Raw genomic sequence first — 18,473 nt, forward strand, 5'->3', positions numbered from 1 at the left:
ACACATTATAATTCTAAAAAAACAGTTTTATTCCATTTTAGGTGCTCAATTTTTGCCACATATGCCAAGGATAAAGTATGACTCATCAAAAATATATCTCCATTCGCGGTGCACGTGAGCATAACCTTAAAAATATTGATCTCGATCTTCCTCGTGATAAACTCATTGTTATAACAGGACTTTCTGGATCAGGGAAATCATCCTTAGCGTTTGATACAATTTACGCTGAAGGACAACGTCGCTATGTCGAAAGCCTTTCAGCCTATGCACGCCAATTTTTGGAAGTCATGCAAAAACCCGATGTCGACCGCATAGACGGTCTCTCTCCAGCTATCTCCATTGAACAAAAAACAACCAGTCGCAATCCTCGTTCAACGGTAGGTACCGTTACTGAAATCCACGATTACATGCGTCTTCTCTTTGCACGTATTGGTATTCCTCATTCTCCTGTGACAGGACTTCCTATTGAAAGCCAGACAGTAAGCCAAATGGTGGATCAAATTATGTCCTTACCAGAAGGAACGCGAATTTTTATTATGGCCCCTTTGGTGCGAGGACGAAAGGGAGAATATAAAAAAGAGCTAACAGAACTTTTAAAAAGAGGATTTCAACGCGCTAAAGTTGATGGAAAATTCTATGAAATCGCTGATATTCCACCTCTTGATAAAAAATATAAACACGACATCGATGTCGTGGTAGACCGCATTGTTGTACAGAAGGATATCACCTCTCGCTTGGCTGATAGTATAGAAACCTGTTTACAGCTAGCAAATGGGCTTGCCATTGCTGAAATGGCAGACCAACCCTTAGCACAAAAAGAAACGATAAAGGAATCTGCTCATAAGTCGAAAAATAATACACACAAACGGCTCATTTTTTCAGAAAAGTTTTCCTGCCCTGTATCGGGTTTTTCTATTCCTGAAATTGAACCACGCCTTTTTTCGTTCAATAATCCTTTTGGCGCCTGTCCTCTCTGCGATGGACTGGGCATCAAAAAAGCAATGGATCCACTGAAAATTGTGCCCAATAAAAATCTTACCCTCAAAAATGGCGCCATTGCTCCTTGGGCTAAATCGGATTCACTTTATTATAGCCAAACCCTAGAAGCATTAGGAAAAGCTTACGGTTTCAAACTCACAGATCAATGGTGTGAACTCTCTAATGAAGCACAACAGGCTATTCTCTACGGTACAAAAAGAGATGAAATTTCTTTTATCTATAAAAATAATTCTGGTTCGCATAAAACGACCCAACCTTTTGAAGGAATCATCCCTAATATGGAGAGACGCTGGAAAGAAACCGATTCTGCTTGGTCTCGAGAAGAAATCGAACGTTATATGTCTTCTTCGCCCTGCCCAGCTTGTCACGGTTATCGTTTAAAACCAGAGGCACTTGCTGTAAAAATCAACGGAATGCATATTGGGCAAATATCAGATCTTTCTATTCTAAAAGCAGATGATTGGTTTGCCAATGTTCATCAATATCTCACAGAAAAACAACGTAATATCGCCGTACGTATTTTAAAAGAAATTCGTGAACGTTTGGCTTTTTTAAATCATGTAGGATTGGAATATCTTACCTTGTCTCGAAATTCAGGAACGCTTTCAGGTGGAGAAAGCCAACGCATTCGGTTGGCATCTCAAATTGGTTCTGGTCTTACAGGCGTTCTTTATATTTTAGATGAACCATCTATCGGTTTACACCAACGCGATAACGAACGCCTTTTGGAAATGCTGCGCCATTTGCGCAATCTTGGCAATACAGTTATTGTTGTTGAACATGATGAAGATGCTATTCTCACAGCAGACTATGTTGTCGATATGGGGCCTGCCGCGGGCGTTCATGGTGGAGAAATCATAGCGCAAGGGACACCGCAGGAAATTATAGAAAATTCAGCCTCTCTCACAGGCCAATACCTTTCAGGAAAAATGGCTGTTAAAATGCCGACAGAGCGACGCAAAATATCAAAAACGAAAACACTTAAAATCATCGGCGCCAAAGGCAATAACCTCAAAAATATCAATGCGAATATTCCTCTTGGAACCTTCACATGCATAACTGGTGTTTCTGGAGGAGGAAAATCAACATTTCTTATTGAAACGCTTTTCAAAGCAGCATCACATCATATCATGGGCTCTCATCATACTCCTGCCAGCTATGACAAAATTGAAGGATTAGAATTTCTTGATAAAGTCATCGATATCAACCAGTCCCCTATTGGACGCACCCCACGCTCTAATCCCGCAACCTATACAGGCGCTTTTACACCGATTCGTGAGTGGTTTGCCGATCTTCCAGAATCAAAAGCCCGCGGTTACAAAGCTGGGCGTTTTTCATTTAATGTTAAAGGAGGACGTTGCGAAGCATGTCAAGGTGATGGAGTCATCAAAATTGAAATGCACTTTTTACCTGATGTCTATGTTACTTGCGATGTCTGTAAAGGAAAACGCTATAACCGAGAAACACTAGAAATAAAATTCAAAGGACAGTCTATAGCCGATATTTTGGATATGACAATTGAAAAGGCAGAGGAATTTTTCCAAGCTATTCCCGCTATTCATAATAAAATGGAAACTCTCATTAAAGTAGGATTGGGTTACATAAAAGTAGGACAGCAAGCAACCACACTTTCTGGTGGGGAAGCACAACGTGTAAAACTTGCGAAAGAACTTTCTCGTAAAACAACGGGACGTACACTCTATATTTTGGATGAACCGACAACAGGTTTACATTTTCATGATATTTCCAAACTTCTTGAAGTGCTTCACGAACTAGTCGAGCAAGGCAACACAGTTATAGTCATTGAACATAACCTTGATGTTATAAAGACAGCCGACTGGATTATTGATTTAGGGCCAGAAGGTGGAGATCGCGGTGGTGAAATTGTTGCAATTGGACGCCCTGAAGACATCATTAAGGTTCCCGCTTCCTATACGGGAAAATTTCTAAAAGATGTTTTACTGCGCCCATCTCTCTATAATTCCAATTCTTAGAAACGCTTTCCATTGTAAAATACAGCATACTAACAAAGCCTGTACTTTTATTATTACCTGTAAACCAACACCTAATTCCAGTGGTGCAACATGTTTGAAGCAAAGACTAAAAACAATTTAGCGCTTTATAAGCTGTTTCAGTTGTCGTATTATCAAATAAGAATGGGCGCATAATTGCGTATTTATTCTCTGTTTTGTTTATACCTGAAACGACCAGACAGCCTAAACTGGGAAGAATACGAAGTTTTAAGGGTATAAATAAGTTCCTATCTTTCCATTTCCTTTTAATTTATCTTTATGATTTTCAAAGACATCCACAGCAATATCTTATAATGAAGATTGCCATTGCTTCACGCTTTTATTTATCGCGTTCCTTAATAAAGATCACATTCCTCACGAAGGGACAAAACGCCCCAAACGGAATATATTTGCGTTGCCAATTCCCACATCTGTTTTAAAGAAACATTTCTCAATGCTCTCAAGCCTATTTCACGACGGCTCCTATGAATGCTATAATGATAAACTCATTATTGTATACCACCATCTTTACATTTATGAATCGGCAGCATCACACTCTTTTCCAATATTTGTCTTCCCTACTCCCTAATATTGTAAAGCCTTTAGTTATCGAAAGCTTTCATAAAAAGCATTTTATTTCTTTTTTCAAATGTTGTTATCCACACACTCATAACTATTTATGATATATAAAAGTATCGTTTTGATTGATTGACGATAAAAAGATCTAAAATGAGAAAATCTTACGCTATTAGAGTTTCTCATTTAATGTGGAGAGAGTCTAATTATCCTTATAAGTCAAGATATTATCTAACAAAAAAGAAACAAAACTCTTTTATTATATTATTTGAATTCTTGTATAAGAATTGTAAGTTTTTTTCCCAAAAAACAGTATTTGGCTGTATTCTACAAAAGAAACTCTCCTAAAAGAGCTTAGAGTATCATTATTTTCGACTTTTTGTGCACAAAGTATCTGTTGGACATCTTACAGTTGTCAATATAATGTGATGCAGTCTAAAAAGACAAAATAACGTTGGAGATAATTTCAGCATGAAAAAAATTGAAGCCATTATAAAACCTTTCAAACTTGATGAAGTGAAAGAAGCGCTTCAAAAAATTGGGTTACATGGTATTACAGTAACAGAAGCGAAAGGTTTTGGTCGTCAAAGGGAACATACAGAACTTTATCGTGGTACGAAATATGTTGTTGACTTTCTACCTAAAGTAAAGATTGAAATTGTTGTGTCCGATGAAAAACTGGAACAAACTGTTGATGCAATACGTAAAGCAGCTCAAACCAAACATATAGGGGATGGAAAGATATTTGTCTTTTCCATTGATGATGCAATTCGTATAGACACGGACGAAACCGGTATCGATGCCCTTTAATAAATAACGAGAAAATTCACTTTTTTATCCACCTCAACGCCATATTAAGGAAATTGAATATGACAACCGCATCAGATATTATCAAACAGATTACAGACAACGAAATCCGTTTTGTTGATTTACGTTTTACTGATCCACGAGGAAAATTGCATCACATTACAATGGATATCGCAGAGATCAGCGAGGATACTTTTAGTGATGGTGTCATGTTTGATGGTTCTTCAATTGCTGGTTGGAAAACAATTAATGAATCTGACATGGTTTTAATGCCAGATCCAGCAACAGCACATATTGATCCTTTTTTTGCTCAATCTACTTTGGTCATATTTTGTGATGTACTTGATCCTGTCTCTGGTGAGTTTTATCGTAGAGATCCTCGTTCTATCGCCAAAAGGGCTGAGGTTTATATGAAATCTTTAAACATTGGAGATACAATCAATGTGGGTCCAGAAGCAGAGTTTTTTATCTTTGATGATGTGCGCTATAAAACGGACCCTTACAACACAGGGTTTAAACTCGATTCAAGTGAACTTCCCTCTAATGATGATACGGAATATGAAACAGGAAATCTAGGGCATCGCCCACGAATAAAGGGAGGCTACTTTCCTGTTCCGCCGATTGATTCCTGCCAAGATATGCGTTCTGAAATGCTCACAGCACTCAAGGATATGGGCGTACAGGTCGAAAAACACCATCACGAAGTAGCAGCAGGCCAACATGAATTGGGTATTCGTTTTGATACACTTGTTCGCGAGGCTGACAAGATGCAAATTTTTAAATATGTTGTACATCAAATAGCAAACAGCTATGGGAAAACAGCAACCTTCATGCCAAAACCAGTTTTTGGTGATAACGGCTCTGGAATGCATGTCCACATTTCCATTTGGAAAGATGGTAAACCCATTTTTGCAGGAAATGAATATGCCGGACTATCAGAAACCTGTCTGTTTTTTATCGGTGGTGTTATTAAGCACGCAAAAGCAATAAATGCTTTTACCAACCCATCCACAAACTCCTATAAACGTTTGGTTCCTGGTTATGAAGCTCCTGTTCTTCTTGCCTATTCAGCACGTAATCGTTCTGCATCTTGCCGTATTCCTATGAGCTCCTCACCAAATTCAAAACGCGTAGAAGTTCGTTTTCCAGACCCAACAGCAAATCCCTATTTGGCATTTGCAGCCCTTTTAATGGCTGGTCTTGACGGTATCAAAAACAAAATTCATCCCGGACATGCTATGGATAAAGATCTTTATGATCTTCCCTTAAAGGAACTTAAAGAAATCCCTACTGTTTCAGGAAGCCTGCGTGAAGCGCTTGAAGCACTTGACAAAGATCGTGGCTTTCTTAAAGCTGGCGACGTTTTTGATGATGATCAGATTAATTCCTTCATTCAAGTAAAGATGCAAGAAGTCTTGCGTTACGAAACAACACCCCATCCTGTTGAATTTGATATGTACTATTCTGTTTAAACAATCAATACGCATTCTTTTGATTTTAAAAATGGAGGCAAAAGCCTCCATTTTTGTGGATATTCTTCTCATGCAAAAGCGCAAGAGGCTTTTTGCTCGTCCGCTTTTCCTTTATAATGTGTTGAATCTCTTTAAATGAATTAACAAAGGTTTCTAATGCCGCGAATTTGTTTTCTCGTTCCCGTTCTTTTATGCATTGTCTTTATCACATCAACAACTAAAGCACATACAATAACCAACCAAAAACTTACAACTCTTGAGAAAGCAACATCTGCTTATAGTAAAGCACTTAAAAATGCCGATGCAAATGCCATCTTAAATGCTATTCCTCCCCAAGTCATCAACCGCTTAACCGCCAAAAAAAATCTTAATCAATCACAATTTCTACAAATCATGAAAAGCCAAATAGAACGGTTGGCAGAAAGTTACAAGATTGAAACAATCAACATTGATCAAAAACAAAAACGTGAAGGTACCCTTGATAATGGTACCCCTTATTTTGTTATACCCGTGGAGCTTGTAACCACAACAAATGCTGGAAAAAAATGCTCTATTCAAACTGAAATTATTGCCCTACTTCACGATAACCAATGGTATTTTATCCGTGGCAATGACGAAGCGCTCTTAACCATAACCAATGAACTATTTCCTGGACTTGATAAAGTAAAAACCAATCCTCAAAAAGTCACAAAAATACTCTGAGCGAAAAGAATGCACGTAAATAAAAGATTTTCCCCTATAAACAAGTTGTAACAATTGTAGCAGCAGCATTAAATTCAACTTTTTTATGAGCACGGCGTGCTATTGTGTCTTTATCCGTTCCCCATTGCTCCATCATCCAATCTTCATCTAAATGGGCAATAGACCAAGCATGATCAGCATCAATGTTTCCCGCAGCAACAGCAAGAGCAATGAGAGCAGATCCCGTTAATGTTGTCATCATATGAAGTGCCGCAAGCATATAAGCAGACTCAACTCTACGTAAATAATGACTCACAGCTTGAAGTGCTTCTGGTGATTGTTCCACATGCATCAGCCCTTCTGTCAAATAAAACCGCGCACCCAGTTTTTTTTCTGCCCAATCTAATAAAGGATCCCATTGTTCAGATTGTTTTTGCACCAACTCTTTAGGTGTCTGTGCACGATAAAAGATCATATCACATGCAACGAAACGCAATAAATCTTCAAAAACCGCCTGCATATCATCAGCGATACCATCAATAACAGTATTAACCAAACGCGTCATCGGCATTTTTGCAGGATCAACAACGTGCTTTTGGTTCTCAAATTCCTGAGCAACGTATTCAGCAAACACTTCTGTTGGCACATGAAAATGACGCCTTGCGGGCGTTTTTACAGGACGTTCATCCAACAAAATCGTAAAGCCGCCCTCCTCACAAGCGATCTTCACTTGCTTATAAAACCGTTTTGGGTGTGATTGGAATGAAAGATTTTGAATCTTTTGAACAGAACTCTTTTTATTCAATGGCATATCAAAATGATCCAAAATCTCACGCATATTTGTTTACCTCTGATTTTTTCAAGAAAGCGACTGTTTCTTTAGGTTCTGTAGCTTCAATAAGGTTTAATCTGACCTTCTTAACGATTCCAAAGAAGAAAAAAATCTTGCCAATCTCAATCTAACTTAAGAGTTATATTTCATGTTTCTTTTACAAACAAGACAATGATGATTGCCTTTTATATATTTAATACAATCATAATAGTAAAACAATTTTTAAAAGTATTATCTTAATTAAGAAGTTAAATATATTGAGTTTTATGGCAAAGATGTTCACGCCTTACCAATTTGCTTATTATTCACCTATAATAGTATTATCAATATGAACAGATTCAAAAACGCTGCTCATCCAAAAAATGATAGAGCAGTACGGTTTACGTGTCATTCACCTTCGCTTAACCATTCCAATAATTCTCTAACATATCCAATAAATACCCTGCATAGAATTTTTCTGCTCAATTACTCCCCTAAAAGACAATGTTTTACGGCATGATAGAATAATGAACAGACAAAATTATAATTGTAAATTTTCTTTCATATATACATTATTTTATAAAGCACTAAATTACTTAACGCATTGTGCTTGATATACTCTACATATTACAATAGTTTAAATTTAGGCATATAATTATAAAGAATAGAGATCATGCAATCTGAAAATAATACTTTTATCTATACACTTGGCCCTGCAGATACTAACTGTGCAGCAGCAGCACAGTGGTGGCTTGACAATCACAATAGAAGTGTTTTGTTCACTGACTCGAGATCCCGTATTATCTTATACGCAACTCTTGAAGAAGCATTTAATGAATTTGCTCAGAAAAAGGATGGATATCTCTTAAGCTGTGCTGCTTACCCTGATTTGCATACACTCATATTTACCCGTTTAGGTGATATGCAATTATTTGACAGCTTTATCATGCCTACTCACTCTATGGTTTTAGCTAAACGCAATAACATTGATGAAATTAAAACCGTAGCGACTCATCCTGCCCCGCAATCTCTGGTAGCTCATCAATATGACAAAGTATTTGCCAACAGCAATGCTGATGCAGCCGTTTCTTTGTAAGGCTGAAAAAGCCGATGCTTGTATCACAACATCGGTTGCGGCAAATCGCTATAGGCTGAGTATTGTCGAAAATTTTGGACAAGTGCCAATGGCCTTTTTGCTCCACTCACTAAAGTCAACTAATCATGAAAAAATCTGAAGCGCTTCTTTCCATTGTTAACTTAGTTGACAAATTCCGTATGCGCCAAGAACGAGATGGGAGCATTAAAGAACCAACTTCAGCAGATAATAATATGATCAATGAATTGATCACTCTGCTGAACCACCATGCTAATATTCTTGACGGATTATCTCCAAAACTTTTAGCGACCATTTCTGATGATCTTCATCAGTGGATGATCAGCGGTTTAACGACCCCTCCTCAATTTGATAACACTTTGGCTGCTTTCAAAGCCCCATTACCAGATGCTCCCTTGTTTTTCTTGGCTCCAATGCGTGCAACAAATGGACCTGATCCAGAAGGATTCCGGCTGGAATTAGTTACAGGATATCGTCATGAAACGGCCTATCTTGCTGACGCCTCAAAATATACAAATAATTATCTATCACCTTTTCAATGTATAAAAATGGGACTAGCGTCAAGGGGGTTTTTAGAAGGCAATTGCATTGTTCTATTCCCAGAATCTGTAGCGACTGCTCAAAAAATTGATAAGCAAGCATTTGCTTTGTTTTTTTTCAGTAAATTCTTTGATATTTACAATAAGCAAACAATTGTGGAAGCTGAACGTTTACTCGGCCGTGATAGTAAATTCCTGTTCGGTCAATTGCATAGTCGAAACTTATCTAAAGAAGACATTTACGATGCTCGCTGTTTGTGGGGCTATTATCATGACTATGGACATCATACTGGACCGCGGCCATTGGATAAAAATCTATATATAAAATTAAATTGGTTCACTGGTCTTCTAGAAGAAACTAAAGTTGATTTAATTACAGTGCGTATTATGCTACAAAATCATCCAAAATTTTGGAAAGAAATAACTGAATTTGTCCTATTAGAACGCATATTCCGTTATCCAAAAGATTCTGATCAGCATATGACATTCGATGCTGCTACAGGGATCTTGCTTTTTGAAATATTGATGCGGAACAAAGCATTGATTGAAACAAATCAAGGTTATCTTCAATTTGATTTGGAGCGTCTTGAAAAAGTAATAATATTGATGATAGCAGATATAGAAGCACTTGAAGCATTAGATGATGACGCTTATTTGGCAAGAGCTAAGGATTATATCCAAAATAATCTTGGAAAGCCGCAAACTTCACAGTCACGATTTAATTTTTCAACATCATCTTATGCACAGCGAGTGATTAGAGGATTAAATCATTGAGTTTTATAAAAGGACGGTTACTATTATTTACTTTTGCCATTCTAGCATTGTTTTCCATAAGTTGGTTATTATCTAAGAATTTGGTTAGCAATATACCCGTCATGCATGCGGTTGGACTTAGGTTGTTTGCCACCGCTGCCACCTTATGGCTGATTGCAGTATTTCGTGAGAAAGCTGCTTTCAGATCCCTACCATTGCTTTCCATGATACCTTCTTTTTTAATTCTATCAGTGTTAGGATTCTCGCTGTATTTTGTATGCAGCTTTGGTGCATTAAAATCACTCAAAGCCAGTGATTTAACCATGGTGCTCGCTACTATTCCAGGAATTACTTATATATTAGGTGCATTGACAAATGTCCTTAAATTCTCATGGCTGAAGCTTAGTGGAGTGATAATTGTCAGTGTAGCAGCTGTAGTATTCAATATAAACAGTGGAGAAGGTGGATACAGCCTAATAGGAATAGCTCTTGCTTTAACAGCAGCCCTTTCTTACTCTGCTTATGGCTTATTGTCTAAACGTTATCTTAAAAATCTACCTTTGCTCACCTCACTGGCTTGGATCACGACAATTTCTGCAGCATCATTTATGCCATTATTTATTTTTGATCCTGCCCCACTCTTATATCTTAAGTTAGAAGATATATTTAAAATATTGATTTTAGGAACTGTTTGCTCGGCACCAGTTTACGTATTATACTAAAAAGTTTTAGCCGAAGGAGGCGTATTATACGCCAACACTATCGGCGTATTATCCCCTTTTGCAGTGGTTGCATGTGAATGGATAATCGACTCGAGCCCTTCTCTCAACATTATCAAAATAATTGCTATGATTGTAGTTGTTATAGGGATAACACTCTTATTTATAGATGCATCAAAGGTATCTACATGGCAACATAAACGCCATTCTCAAAACTCCAAATTTAATAAGGAAACAAAATGAAAAAACTCGCGTTAGTTTGCCAGCGCAATGCAAAATTACCATTTATATTTGAAGCAGCACAAGCAGCTAATATCGAATTAGTAATGATCTATGATACCGCTGAAAGCGCTCCCACTCAACACCCCGCAGCAGTCACTTCAACTTGGCAACTTCCTGTTTTTGATAACCCAGAGCTAGCTCTAGACACTTTTGCAACAGGAGCAAAAGAACGCAATATTGCTGGGGTTATGACCCTTCGCGAAGAAGCCATTCTATGGACAGCTTTGGCTGCAAAAAAAATCAATACTCCAAGTATTGAACCAGAAGTAGCAGCATTAACCAGAAATAAATATCTCATGCGTCAAGCTTTTGCTAAAGCAGGCTTAAGAACACCAGGATTCTTTTATATAGATAATCCAGAAGACCTATCACAAGTACATGCCTTAGACTGTCCACTCGTTATTAAACCCGTCTCTGGATGGGCAAGTGCAGGCGTCATGTTAGCTAAAAATTCCACCGAACTTCCTGATCTCATTAAAGCCGTATGGAATGTTCAGCATAAAGACATGGCACGTTTTAATGATAAAAATAAACCTGTAGGTTTAGTCGTAGAACAGTATTTGCCAGGAAAAGAGTTTGTCGTAGAATGCTTTGTTGATACAGCAGGTGTACACGTTCTATCCGTTGGAGACAAGGGACAGCCTGAGGGACCATGGTTTGAAGAAACAATTTATCGTCAACGCTGTGATATAGATGATCCTTTAATTATTGCTTTATGTGAGGCTGCATGCTCTGGAGTTAAAGCTCTTGGTATAAATATGGGAGCTGCCCATGTAGAGCTACGCCTAGATGCTAATAATTTACCTTATATCATTGAGATAGGCGCTCGTATAGGTGGATCAGGTGTTTCCCATTTTATTGCTGAGCAAGGCACAGGAATTTCATTTGCAAAACTATGTATGAATGCCGCTTTAGCTGAAAAAAACTTAGACCTTCCCGATATACTCCTAGCTAAAAAAGTGGCGGCAAATTATATTATTCCTCTTCATGGGTATGGACGGTTTTCTGGATTTTCAGGTCTAGATAAGGTTGCACAGCATCCTCAAACCGCCAGAACTATCATTTTTTTGAAACCAATCACATTTCACCACCTCCACCAGCATTTGGTGGATATCCTGGTTTTATTTTCTCTGTTCATAACTCAAACGAAGAAGCACGCAATTACCATAAATGGCTCGATGATACCTTAAGCATCATATGGCAAAATACTGATTTATAATGATAATTTATCGTTATTCATATTGAATGAGAACGCCGATATCGTAGGATTTTCTCATTTTAAATCTGTTTATCAGATGAACAAATTTTTTAAAGCATTTGAAAAATGCTATAGTAGATAAAAATAAATCAACACAATATTTTCATATTTATTAAAACACATGATATCATTATTAAAAGAAGCAACTAAAATTCTGCACAAACAATGGTTTTAATTCCGATAGTAGAACAAGACTTTGAAAATCACATTTATTATTTTTTTAAAAGATTTATTAAAAATGATAGCGCAAACCACCAGAAAAATGAACTCCAGAAAAACCAGCCTTGGTTAACCTATGCTGATAGCTAAGATCACTGTAAAGTGTAACTTTAGAAGAAAACTGGGAATTGATACCCAAACCTGTTTCTAAGGAAGAACCGAAAGCACTCAACTGAAAAACATCTTTAAAATGAACAAATTGTTCTTTACCAAAACAATGAGCAAGATGAATATTGCCATAAAAAGAAGTGATAAGATCCTTATCAGAGGCTGTAAATGTTTTACTTAAACGCCCACCAACACGCACAAACCATTGACTCATTTTTTTCATATCAACATCAAATCCATCAATATCACGAAACTTATCAAATTGAAGATGTTGATAAATAAGCTGAAGTTGCGGATCAAAAATAAGATCTTTATATCCTGTCATAAACGTTTTACCAGCAGAAAACGAAACGTTCAAAGGATTTGCTTTTAATGTCGCCGTCTTACCCCAAACATGGCTACGCACATCCCCTTTAAACAAACCATAAGATAAAAGACTATCTATATAAAAACCAGTTTTGTGTTCCACACTACCGTATGCCGTAAATGACCATTTATTAAATGTACTCTTTTGACTTTGTTCCACGTTATGAGGTTGTAAAGAAAGCTTTCCATAGGTTCCCATAATCCCAAAAGATGTCGTACTATATGCGCTCTCTATTGTTTTGAGCAAAATATCTGTTTTTATAGCGTTATAATCAACATGACCATCGTACCCATATTTAAGTGTAGAAAGATCTGAGACATAACGATAACTCCCACCATAATCGTGGACAGATAAAGCAAAGTTCCCTTCAACTTTTAATAATTTACGAGGAATAGACCGCCTAACTTGCAACTGCTTTTGTTGATGACTAATATCCATGAGACCAACATGAAATAAAGCATTTGGTAACAAAAGATAAGTTGGAACTTGTGGAACAACCTCTCTGACCTTTAACTCGGAAGGGGGAATAGCAGACACCTCTAAAGCAGGCTGAATATATTTACTTTCAAGGCGAAAATCCCAAAAATCTCCATCTCCTTCAACCAATCTTTGAGAAGTTTGTGCATTTCCAAGAGCAGAAGCTGGACCATAAGCATGAAGATAATATTGGTAAGGCAAACCCTCTAATGCGATATAAGCACGATTTAACTGAAAAGAATCCTCTGCCGCTTTTCCAGAAACCTGAATAAGTGAAATACTATGAGCATTTTCACCGGTTGCTATCTCACCCTGATTTCCTGCAACAAATTGCACATAAACTGTTGTTTTTCCAGAAACATCACCATGTATTAAAAGCCGATCAGTTTTTGTATTATCGAGCAAACCATCACTACTGAGATGCGTATTGAGATAAATATCTGCCCTATCTTGCGCACTATAAACTTCTTTTTCTCCCTTCCCAATATGAAGTGTCTGATACTCCTGAAACATTGGAGTCTCAAAAGCAATAAAACTATCAGAAACTTTCACAAATGAAATAGACGAACTTGTACGGTTTGCAACTTGCAAATCGATCTCTCTTCTTTTTGTCAAAAACCATTTTGATCCCCCTGTTAAATAAAGCTCAGCAATAGAATCATCGGCAACACGAGTCCCTCCTATCAATGAAGAAGAATTAGCCAAAATCGCTACACTCCCCCCCTTTTCAACTGTTAATAATAAGTCACCAAAAATTTTTGTACCTTCTGTTACTCCAATATAACTACGACTGTTATTACTATGAACAGCTGTCCCATCTGGAACCTCAAAAATCGTCCTTTTCAAAAAGATAAGCCCCTGTTCATACGCATCATTTTCCCCATCCCTCTCAAAATACATACCATGTTTGTTACCTATTGCTTTAATTGTTGAATCTTCAATATTAACCCGCGAAATTAAAATATTTCCTTCCCTGCCGTTATTGGATGGCGTGTTAGAATCTTGTCCAACTGTTAAAACATGAACATCCGTAGAAATAATATTCGTATTTTTTACATAAACAGAACCCTGATGTTTTACATTGAAAACTGTATGTGTACTTTTTTCACTTGTATTTTCTTTGTCTTCTGTTTTTTGATATTTTGAAGCAATGGTAACACCATCTAAAGTCGCACTCCCCCCTCTCCCCACATAAAGCGCAGCAGCATCATTCACATCAATAAATCCACTTTTCATCTGAATATCCGCATCAGCACTAACGAAAAGAGCACTCTCTTGACCGATACCCAAACCTTCCACTTTAATTTTTGTATTCGTTAACGTAACAGATGCTCCTCGCTTCTCTGCATAAGCAGCAATCTGAGAAGCCTCAATTGTTCCACGATTAACCTCAATCATTCCACTGTCAGCTTTAAGACCTATTGATACATTTTTAAAAGCTGAATCGCTCAAAACAATTTTTCCCCCTCGTGATACAAAAACACCATAAATATCTTCTATACCCGCAGTAGCTTCAACCTCTACACGCGTTGCCTGAATAACTGTATTTGGCTCCTGCACTACTATAGCAGCAGGTAACATGAGAGAACGACCCTCCCCATTCTTTTCTTTAACAGGCGCCGTGAATTTATATACTTTATCACTAATTGTATGCTTTGAACCATCACTGCATCCGTAAGGTAATTTGTTTTCATCACATGACAGTGATGTATATGAATGAGAATGTGCCTCAATATTTATATTTAACAAAAAAGAAAAAATAGCTGCTGTAAAAAAGCACGAATACAAGTGATTGTTAGATACCTTGACTATCATTGTTTCTCAAAACTTTCTTTTTTCAACAAAAACAAAAAATGCTGGAAAAAAAATAAACCACAAATTAAACACAATAAGAACAAAACAAACAAAATTATTTTATTTTTTTATGATAAAATCATAGCATTCAATAATATGTTTTGTGTTTTATGTAAAGAAAGAACAAAAAGTTTAAAAATACCATTTAGGATGAAAATCCCTTTAAAGAAGGCATCTCAAAAACCGCTGAAAACTGTAATTACAAAAGGCCCAAAAACCAATCTTAAAAAAACGTGAAAAAATGCGAATTTTGAAGAGATATAATATTCAATTTATCTCACCACAAAAAAATAAAAATACAACAACATGAGAATAACTTTTAAGATTAAACGATTAAAACGTTTTAATAAAACACAGCACAAAAAGATACAATATACGAAATCTATAACCGCATCATCTCTTCGACCACAACAAAAAAACAAGAAATTGCACACTAATGTATAAGCTAATGTACACAATTTCTATATTAAAAATGTTAAATATCTAACAAAGAAATTTGAATAAATAAAAAACTTCTCCTAATACCCTATCATCAATGATTTGAATTAATAAATGTAATATTTTAGATCTTTTGATAAAATCTAAAATACAGTAAAACACTCACCATTCTGAACTTAAAAAACACCAAAATAAAATTTCATCAAAATTAGCTCTATGAAAGCTATCTGTTTATTATCGTTAAAGCAGATATTTTAGCAAAGCTATTATTTGCCATTCTTTATATTGAATAAATTTCTCTAAACAACAACCCACTATCCTCCGCTAGCATCATCTGACCACAACACTATTGCCAATCTCGTAGCTGATGAATATAACTACATTGGAGACAAAAGAGCTATATTTCTCTCTTCTCCCGTTTAATATTTTTATTTAATTATTGCTTTAAAAATCAACGTTCTACTGTTGATGATCACTTGTGCAAAGCTTTTTTTATTTTCTGGCGCTTTTTATCATTTTCAAAACGTAACATCAAATCTCGCTCTTGTTTTGTCGAATTGGTTACACCAAAAGTATCATTGTCCATAACCTGCTGATACCCTGCTACCATTAAATTGACTAAAAATGAATCACTTCGCGGCGTTGATGAAAAATAGATTCCCTTTGAATCTTGTAATTTGTACCGATAACCTGCTTTAGTCATGCACTCATAAACTGCTGCAAAATCACTTGCACGCGAATCCATATTTTTAGAAGAAGCGTAGATTGGTTTCCAACCACATTTTGACAGTGCTTGTTGGACCATAGACTTACTGACACCAGACTTTTCCCATAATTCTAACGTCGATGGGGGAGGTTTGCTAATACACCCAGCAGAGCTTAATAAAATTATAGCACTCAATAATTTCAATGTTTTTTTCATTTCCCCCTCCGTCAATATTTACGATAGAAAGACTGATAAGTCTTCTAATATTTACTCACACGCAAGATGACTTTTGTTAGCATATAGATATTGAAGAAACAATCCCACCCCCCCATGGAAAAACAAGAATGTAAGGATTTTTGATTACAGCAGCCTCAATACTTAAGGTTGACATTCAGGTTGTTCTTTATGCTCTTGACAATGAGGACTATTCAAACGCCTCTCTACACTTCGCTGAGGAATAACTGCATCAGGCTGACAAATTGGAAGATTTTTATATTTCTCACACCACTTCATTCTTCCCAATTTATCTTGGAAACCTGCTTGGATCATACATGCATTCACAGACTCCTCAGCATTGAATTTCTCATCCGTACTTGTTTCTGTATCAAGACGACCATCAAGATGCTGTATTCCACATTCTAACAGAGCTTTTTTGATCTCAAGCTGATCAGTACCGGATTTTTCCCATGCATCTACAGCTGTTCGAGAAGGCTGCTCAGGGTAGCATCCAGCCATAACAAATAAGGTTATCCCGCTTAATAATTTTAAAATCTGCTTCATTTTCCTATCCTTGAGTAATTTTGATATTACGAAACAATCTATAAATATTTTACATGCTGTTTTTTATTTCCAAAACAATGATGAACATTATCAACCTATATTATTTTATCTTTCCGAAGATTATGCCATAATTATTATATCAAAAATACGGTAAAATTATTACTAAAATCATATATCTATCAACGATATGCTTATAATTATTATCAATATTTTGATTACAACCAAAATAGATATTTTATATTATTGCGCCAACAGTTGTGGTCCCCATAAATAAATAGCATTGACATGCTGAATTAAGCCCCCCGCGTACGGGTATGAGAAACATGAAGGTAGGGATTGTGATCGTCACAAACAGCAAGACTTAAGGTTTGCATTCAGGTGCATTTTTATATTTTTTACAAAAAGGGCTGTTCACGCGCTTCTTGACACTGTGCCTCGGGATGACAGCACCCGGACGACAAATGGGCAAGTTTTCGGCTCTATGATTCTCGCACCAAGTCCCCCCCACTTTATCACGGAAACCTGATTGGAGCATACAAGCTTCTATGGTTGCTATTGCATTGTAGCTGAGCTTTCTGCTTTCTGGATCAACATCATAAGGCGTTGGCATACCACATTCTAATAATGCTTTTGCTACCTCAGTAAAATCTGCTCCAGGTTTCTCCCACGTAGCTATCTCTCCTGGAGGAGTTTTATTAAACTGGCACCCAGCTATACTCAATAGAGTTATCGCGCTTAATAATTTTAGAGTTTGTTTCATTTTTACTCCATGATTTAATTCAAGGCTTTTGTTCTAAATGAGATGTGCCATAAAACTTTTGGCATTTATAACCCACATCTCCAAGACAAGTATGGAAGCTTATGGGATTCATGATCACTCTCCACCATTCTTTCCAAACGTTACTACCAGCAGGTATCGTCTCGTAGGTATAGCCATTACCGCCAATAATTCTGCTTACAAAGTCATATCTATTCCCATCAAAGCCAATAGTGGTTTGTTTGCCATCACTCACATAACCTAACAGACCGGATGCAACTAAAACATTAAAGGCTGGTCCATAGAAATTGATATTCGTGTTGTCGGCTATCCCGCGAACACCTTCTTGTTTGAAATAATACAGCATATTCCTCAATGTTATGGTACCGCGGCTATGTCCATAAAGTTCCAACCCTGTAATACCATGGCTATACACCAAATCTTTTGCTTCTTGTGTGGAATTGGTCAAACCCCAAAAGTTATTTTCCATAAACTTCTGATAACCCGCGACCAGAAGTTCTGAGATAGCAGAATCAGCTTCTGGGAACACAACAAAATAAAGCGGATTATTTTTATCCTTCGCATGTTGCTCTGTATAAACAGCGGCTTCCTCTGGTGGAGTAAAGATGCCATTAAAGGATACATGCACCTTGCCATCAGAACCTTCTTGCAAATGCTGCTTTTCTTCATACGTTAAATAATGAAAGAGAGGGAACAATCCCGCCATTCCAAGCGAAGGCAAGG

General features: G+C 36.9%; 14 protein-coding genes. 8 read left to right on the forward strand and 6 right to left on the reverse strand.

Annotated features, from left to right (window positions below; all coding sequences use genetic code 11):
- The first annotated feature begins 77 nt into the window (after positions 1 to 77).
- The 4 genes from uvrA (at position 78) to ACFIME_RS05480 (ending at position 6,568) form a co-directional block, all read left to right on the forward strand.
- Complete coding sequence (gene uvrA / locus ACFIME_RS05465; protein WP_375684622.1) at positions 78 to 2,993, forward strand: excinuclease ABC subunit UvrA; 2,916 nt, start codon at positions 78 to 80, stop codon at positions 2,991 to 2,993.
- 1,065 nt (positions 2,994 to 4,058) lie between these two features.
- Positions 4,059 to 4,397: a P-II family nitrogen regulator gene (locus ACFIME_RS05470; RefSeq protein WP_375662436.1), complete on the forward strand. Its 339-nt coding sequence runs from the start codon at positions 4,059 to 4,061 to the stop codon at positions 4,395 to 4,397.
- Between the two features lie 59 nt (positions 4,398 to 4,456).
- Positions 4,457 to 5,866, forward strand: a complete 1,410-nt coding sequence (glnA, locus tag ACFIME_RS05475) for a type I glutamate--ammonia ligase (RefSeq protein WP_375662437.1) — start codon at positions 4,457 to 4,459, stop codon at positions 5,864 to 5,866.
- A 156-nt stretch (positions 5,867 to 6,022) separates the two neighbouring features.
- Positions 6,023 to 6,568 carry a hypothetical protein gene (locus ACFIME_RS05480; RefSeq protein ID WP_375621407.1) on the forward strand — a complete coding sequence of 182 codons (546 nt, stop codon included), beginning with the start codon at positions 6,023 to 6,025 and terminating at the stop codon, positions 6,566 to 6,568.
- Positions 6,569 to 6,602: 34 nt separating this feature from the next.
- Here ACFIME_RS05480 and ACFIME_RS05485 read toward each other — a convergent pair whose 3' ends face one another.
- Positions 6,603 to 7,385, reverse strand: a complete 783-nt coding sequence (locus tag ACFIME_RS05485) for an ATP12 family chaperone protein (protein ID WP_375633843.1) — start codon at positions 7,383 to 7,385, stop codon at positions 6,603 to 6,605.
- 646 nt (positions 7,386 to 8,031) lie between these two features.
- Here ACFIME_RS05485 and ACFIME_RS05490 point away from each other — a divergent pair.
- The 4 genes from ACFIME_RS05490 to ACFIME_RS05505 all read left to right on the forward strand — a co-directional run bounded on the left by ACFIME_RS05490 (position 8,032) and on the right by ACFIME_RS05505 (position 11,955).
- The gene (locus ACFIME_RS05490; RefSeq protein ID WP_375634453.1) at positions 8,032 to 8,454 is read left to right on the forward strand and encodes a hypothetical protein; all 423 of its coding nucleotides are present in this window, start codon (positions 8,032 to 8,034) and stop codon (positions 8,452 to 8,454) included.
- A gap of 125 nt (positions 8,455 to 8,579) precedes the next feature.
- Positions 8,580 to 9,785, forward strand: coding sequence for a DUF6421 family protein (locus tag ACFIME_RS05495; protein ID WP_375684623.1), 1,206 nt, complete (start codon positions 8,580 to 8,582; stop codon positions 9,783 to 9,785).
- An 80-nt stretch (positions 9,786 to 9,865) separates the two neighbouring features.
- Positions 9,866 to 10,486, forward strand: a complete 621-nt coding sequence (locus tag ACFIME_RS05500) for an EamA family transporter (RefSeq protein ID WP_375684636.1) — start codon at positions 9,866 to 9,868, stop codon at positions 10,484 to 10,486.
- 236 nt (positions 10,487 to 10,722) lie between these two features.
- Positions 10,723 to 11,955 carry an acetyl-CoA carboxylase biotin carboxylase subunit family protein gene (locus tag ACFIME_RS05505; RefSeq protein ID WP_375684624.1) on the forward strand — a complete coding sequence of 411 codons (1,233 nt, stop codon included), beginning with the start codon at positions 10,723 to 10,725 and terminating at the stop codon, positions 11,953 to 11,955.
- Between the two features lie 300 nt (positions 11,956 to 12,255).
- On the opposite strand, the gene ACFIME_RS05510 is transcribed toward ACFIME_RS05505, so the two are convergent.
- The 5 genes from ACFIME_RS05510 to ACFIME_RS05530 form a co-directional block, all read right to left on the reverse strand.
- Positions 12,256 to 15,009, reverse strand: coding sequence for an autotransporter outer membrane beta-barrel domain-containing protein (locus ACFIME_RS05510; RefSeq protein ID WP_375684625.1), 2,754 nt, complete (start codon positions 15,007 to 15,009; stop codon positions 12,256 to 12,258).
- A gap of 949 nt (positions 15,010 to 15,958) precedes the next feature.
- Positions 15,959 to 16,408, reverse strand: a complete 450-nt coding sequence (locus ACFIME_RS05515; protein WP_375662443.1) for a hypothetical protein — start codon at positions 16,406 to 16,408, stop codon at positions 15,959 to 15,961.
- A 162-nt stretch (positions 16,409 to 16,570) separates the two neighbouring features.
- Positions 16,571 to 16,972, reverse strand: coding sequence for a hypothetical protein (locus tag ACFIME_RS05520; protein WP_375633850.1), 402 nt, complete (start codon positions 16,970 to 16,972; stop codon positions 16,571 to 16,573).
- 361 nt (positions 16,973 to 17,333) lie between these two features.
- On the reverse strand, positions 17,334 to 17,732 hold the full coding sequence (locus tag ACFIME_RS05525) for a hypothetical protein (RefSeq protein ID WP_375662444.1): 399 nt from the start codon (positions 17,730 to 17,732) through the stop codon (positions 17,334 to 17,336).
- A gap of 19 nt (positions 17,733 to 17,751) precedes the next feature.
- Positions 17,752 to 18,456, reverse strand: a complete 705-nt coding sequence (locus ACFIME_RS05530) for a filamentous hemagglutinin (protein WP_375684626.1) — start codon at positions 18,454 to 18,456, stop codon at positions 17,752 to 17,754.
- Positions 18,457 to 18,473: the final 17 nt, after the last annotated feature.

Origin of the sequence: Bartonella sp. AP1QHHD, assembly GCF_042196265.1 — a bacterium.
GTDB lineage: Bacteria > Pseudomonadota > Alphaproteobacteria > Rhizobiales > Rhizobiaceae > Bartonella.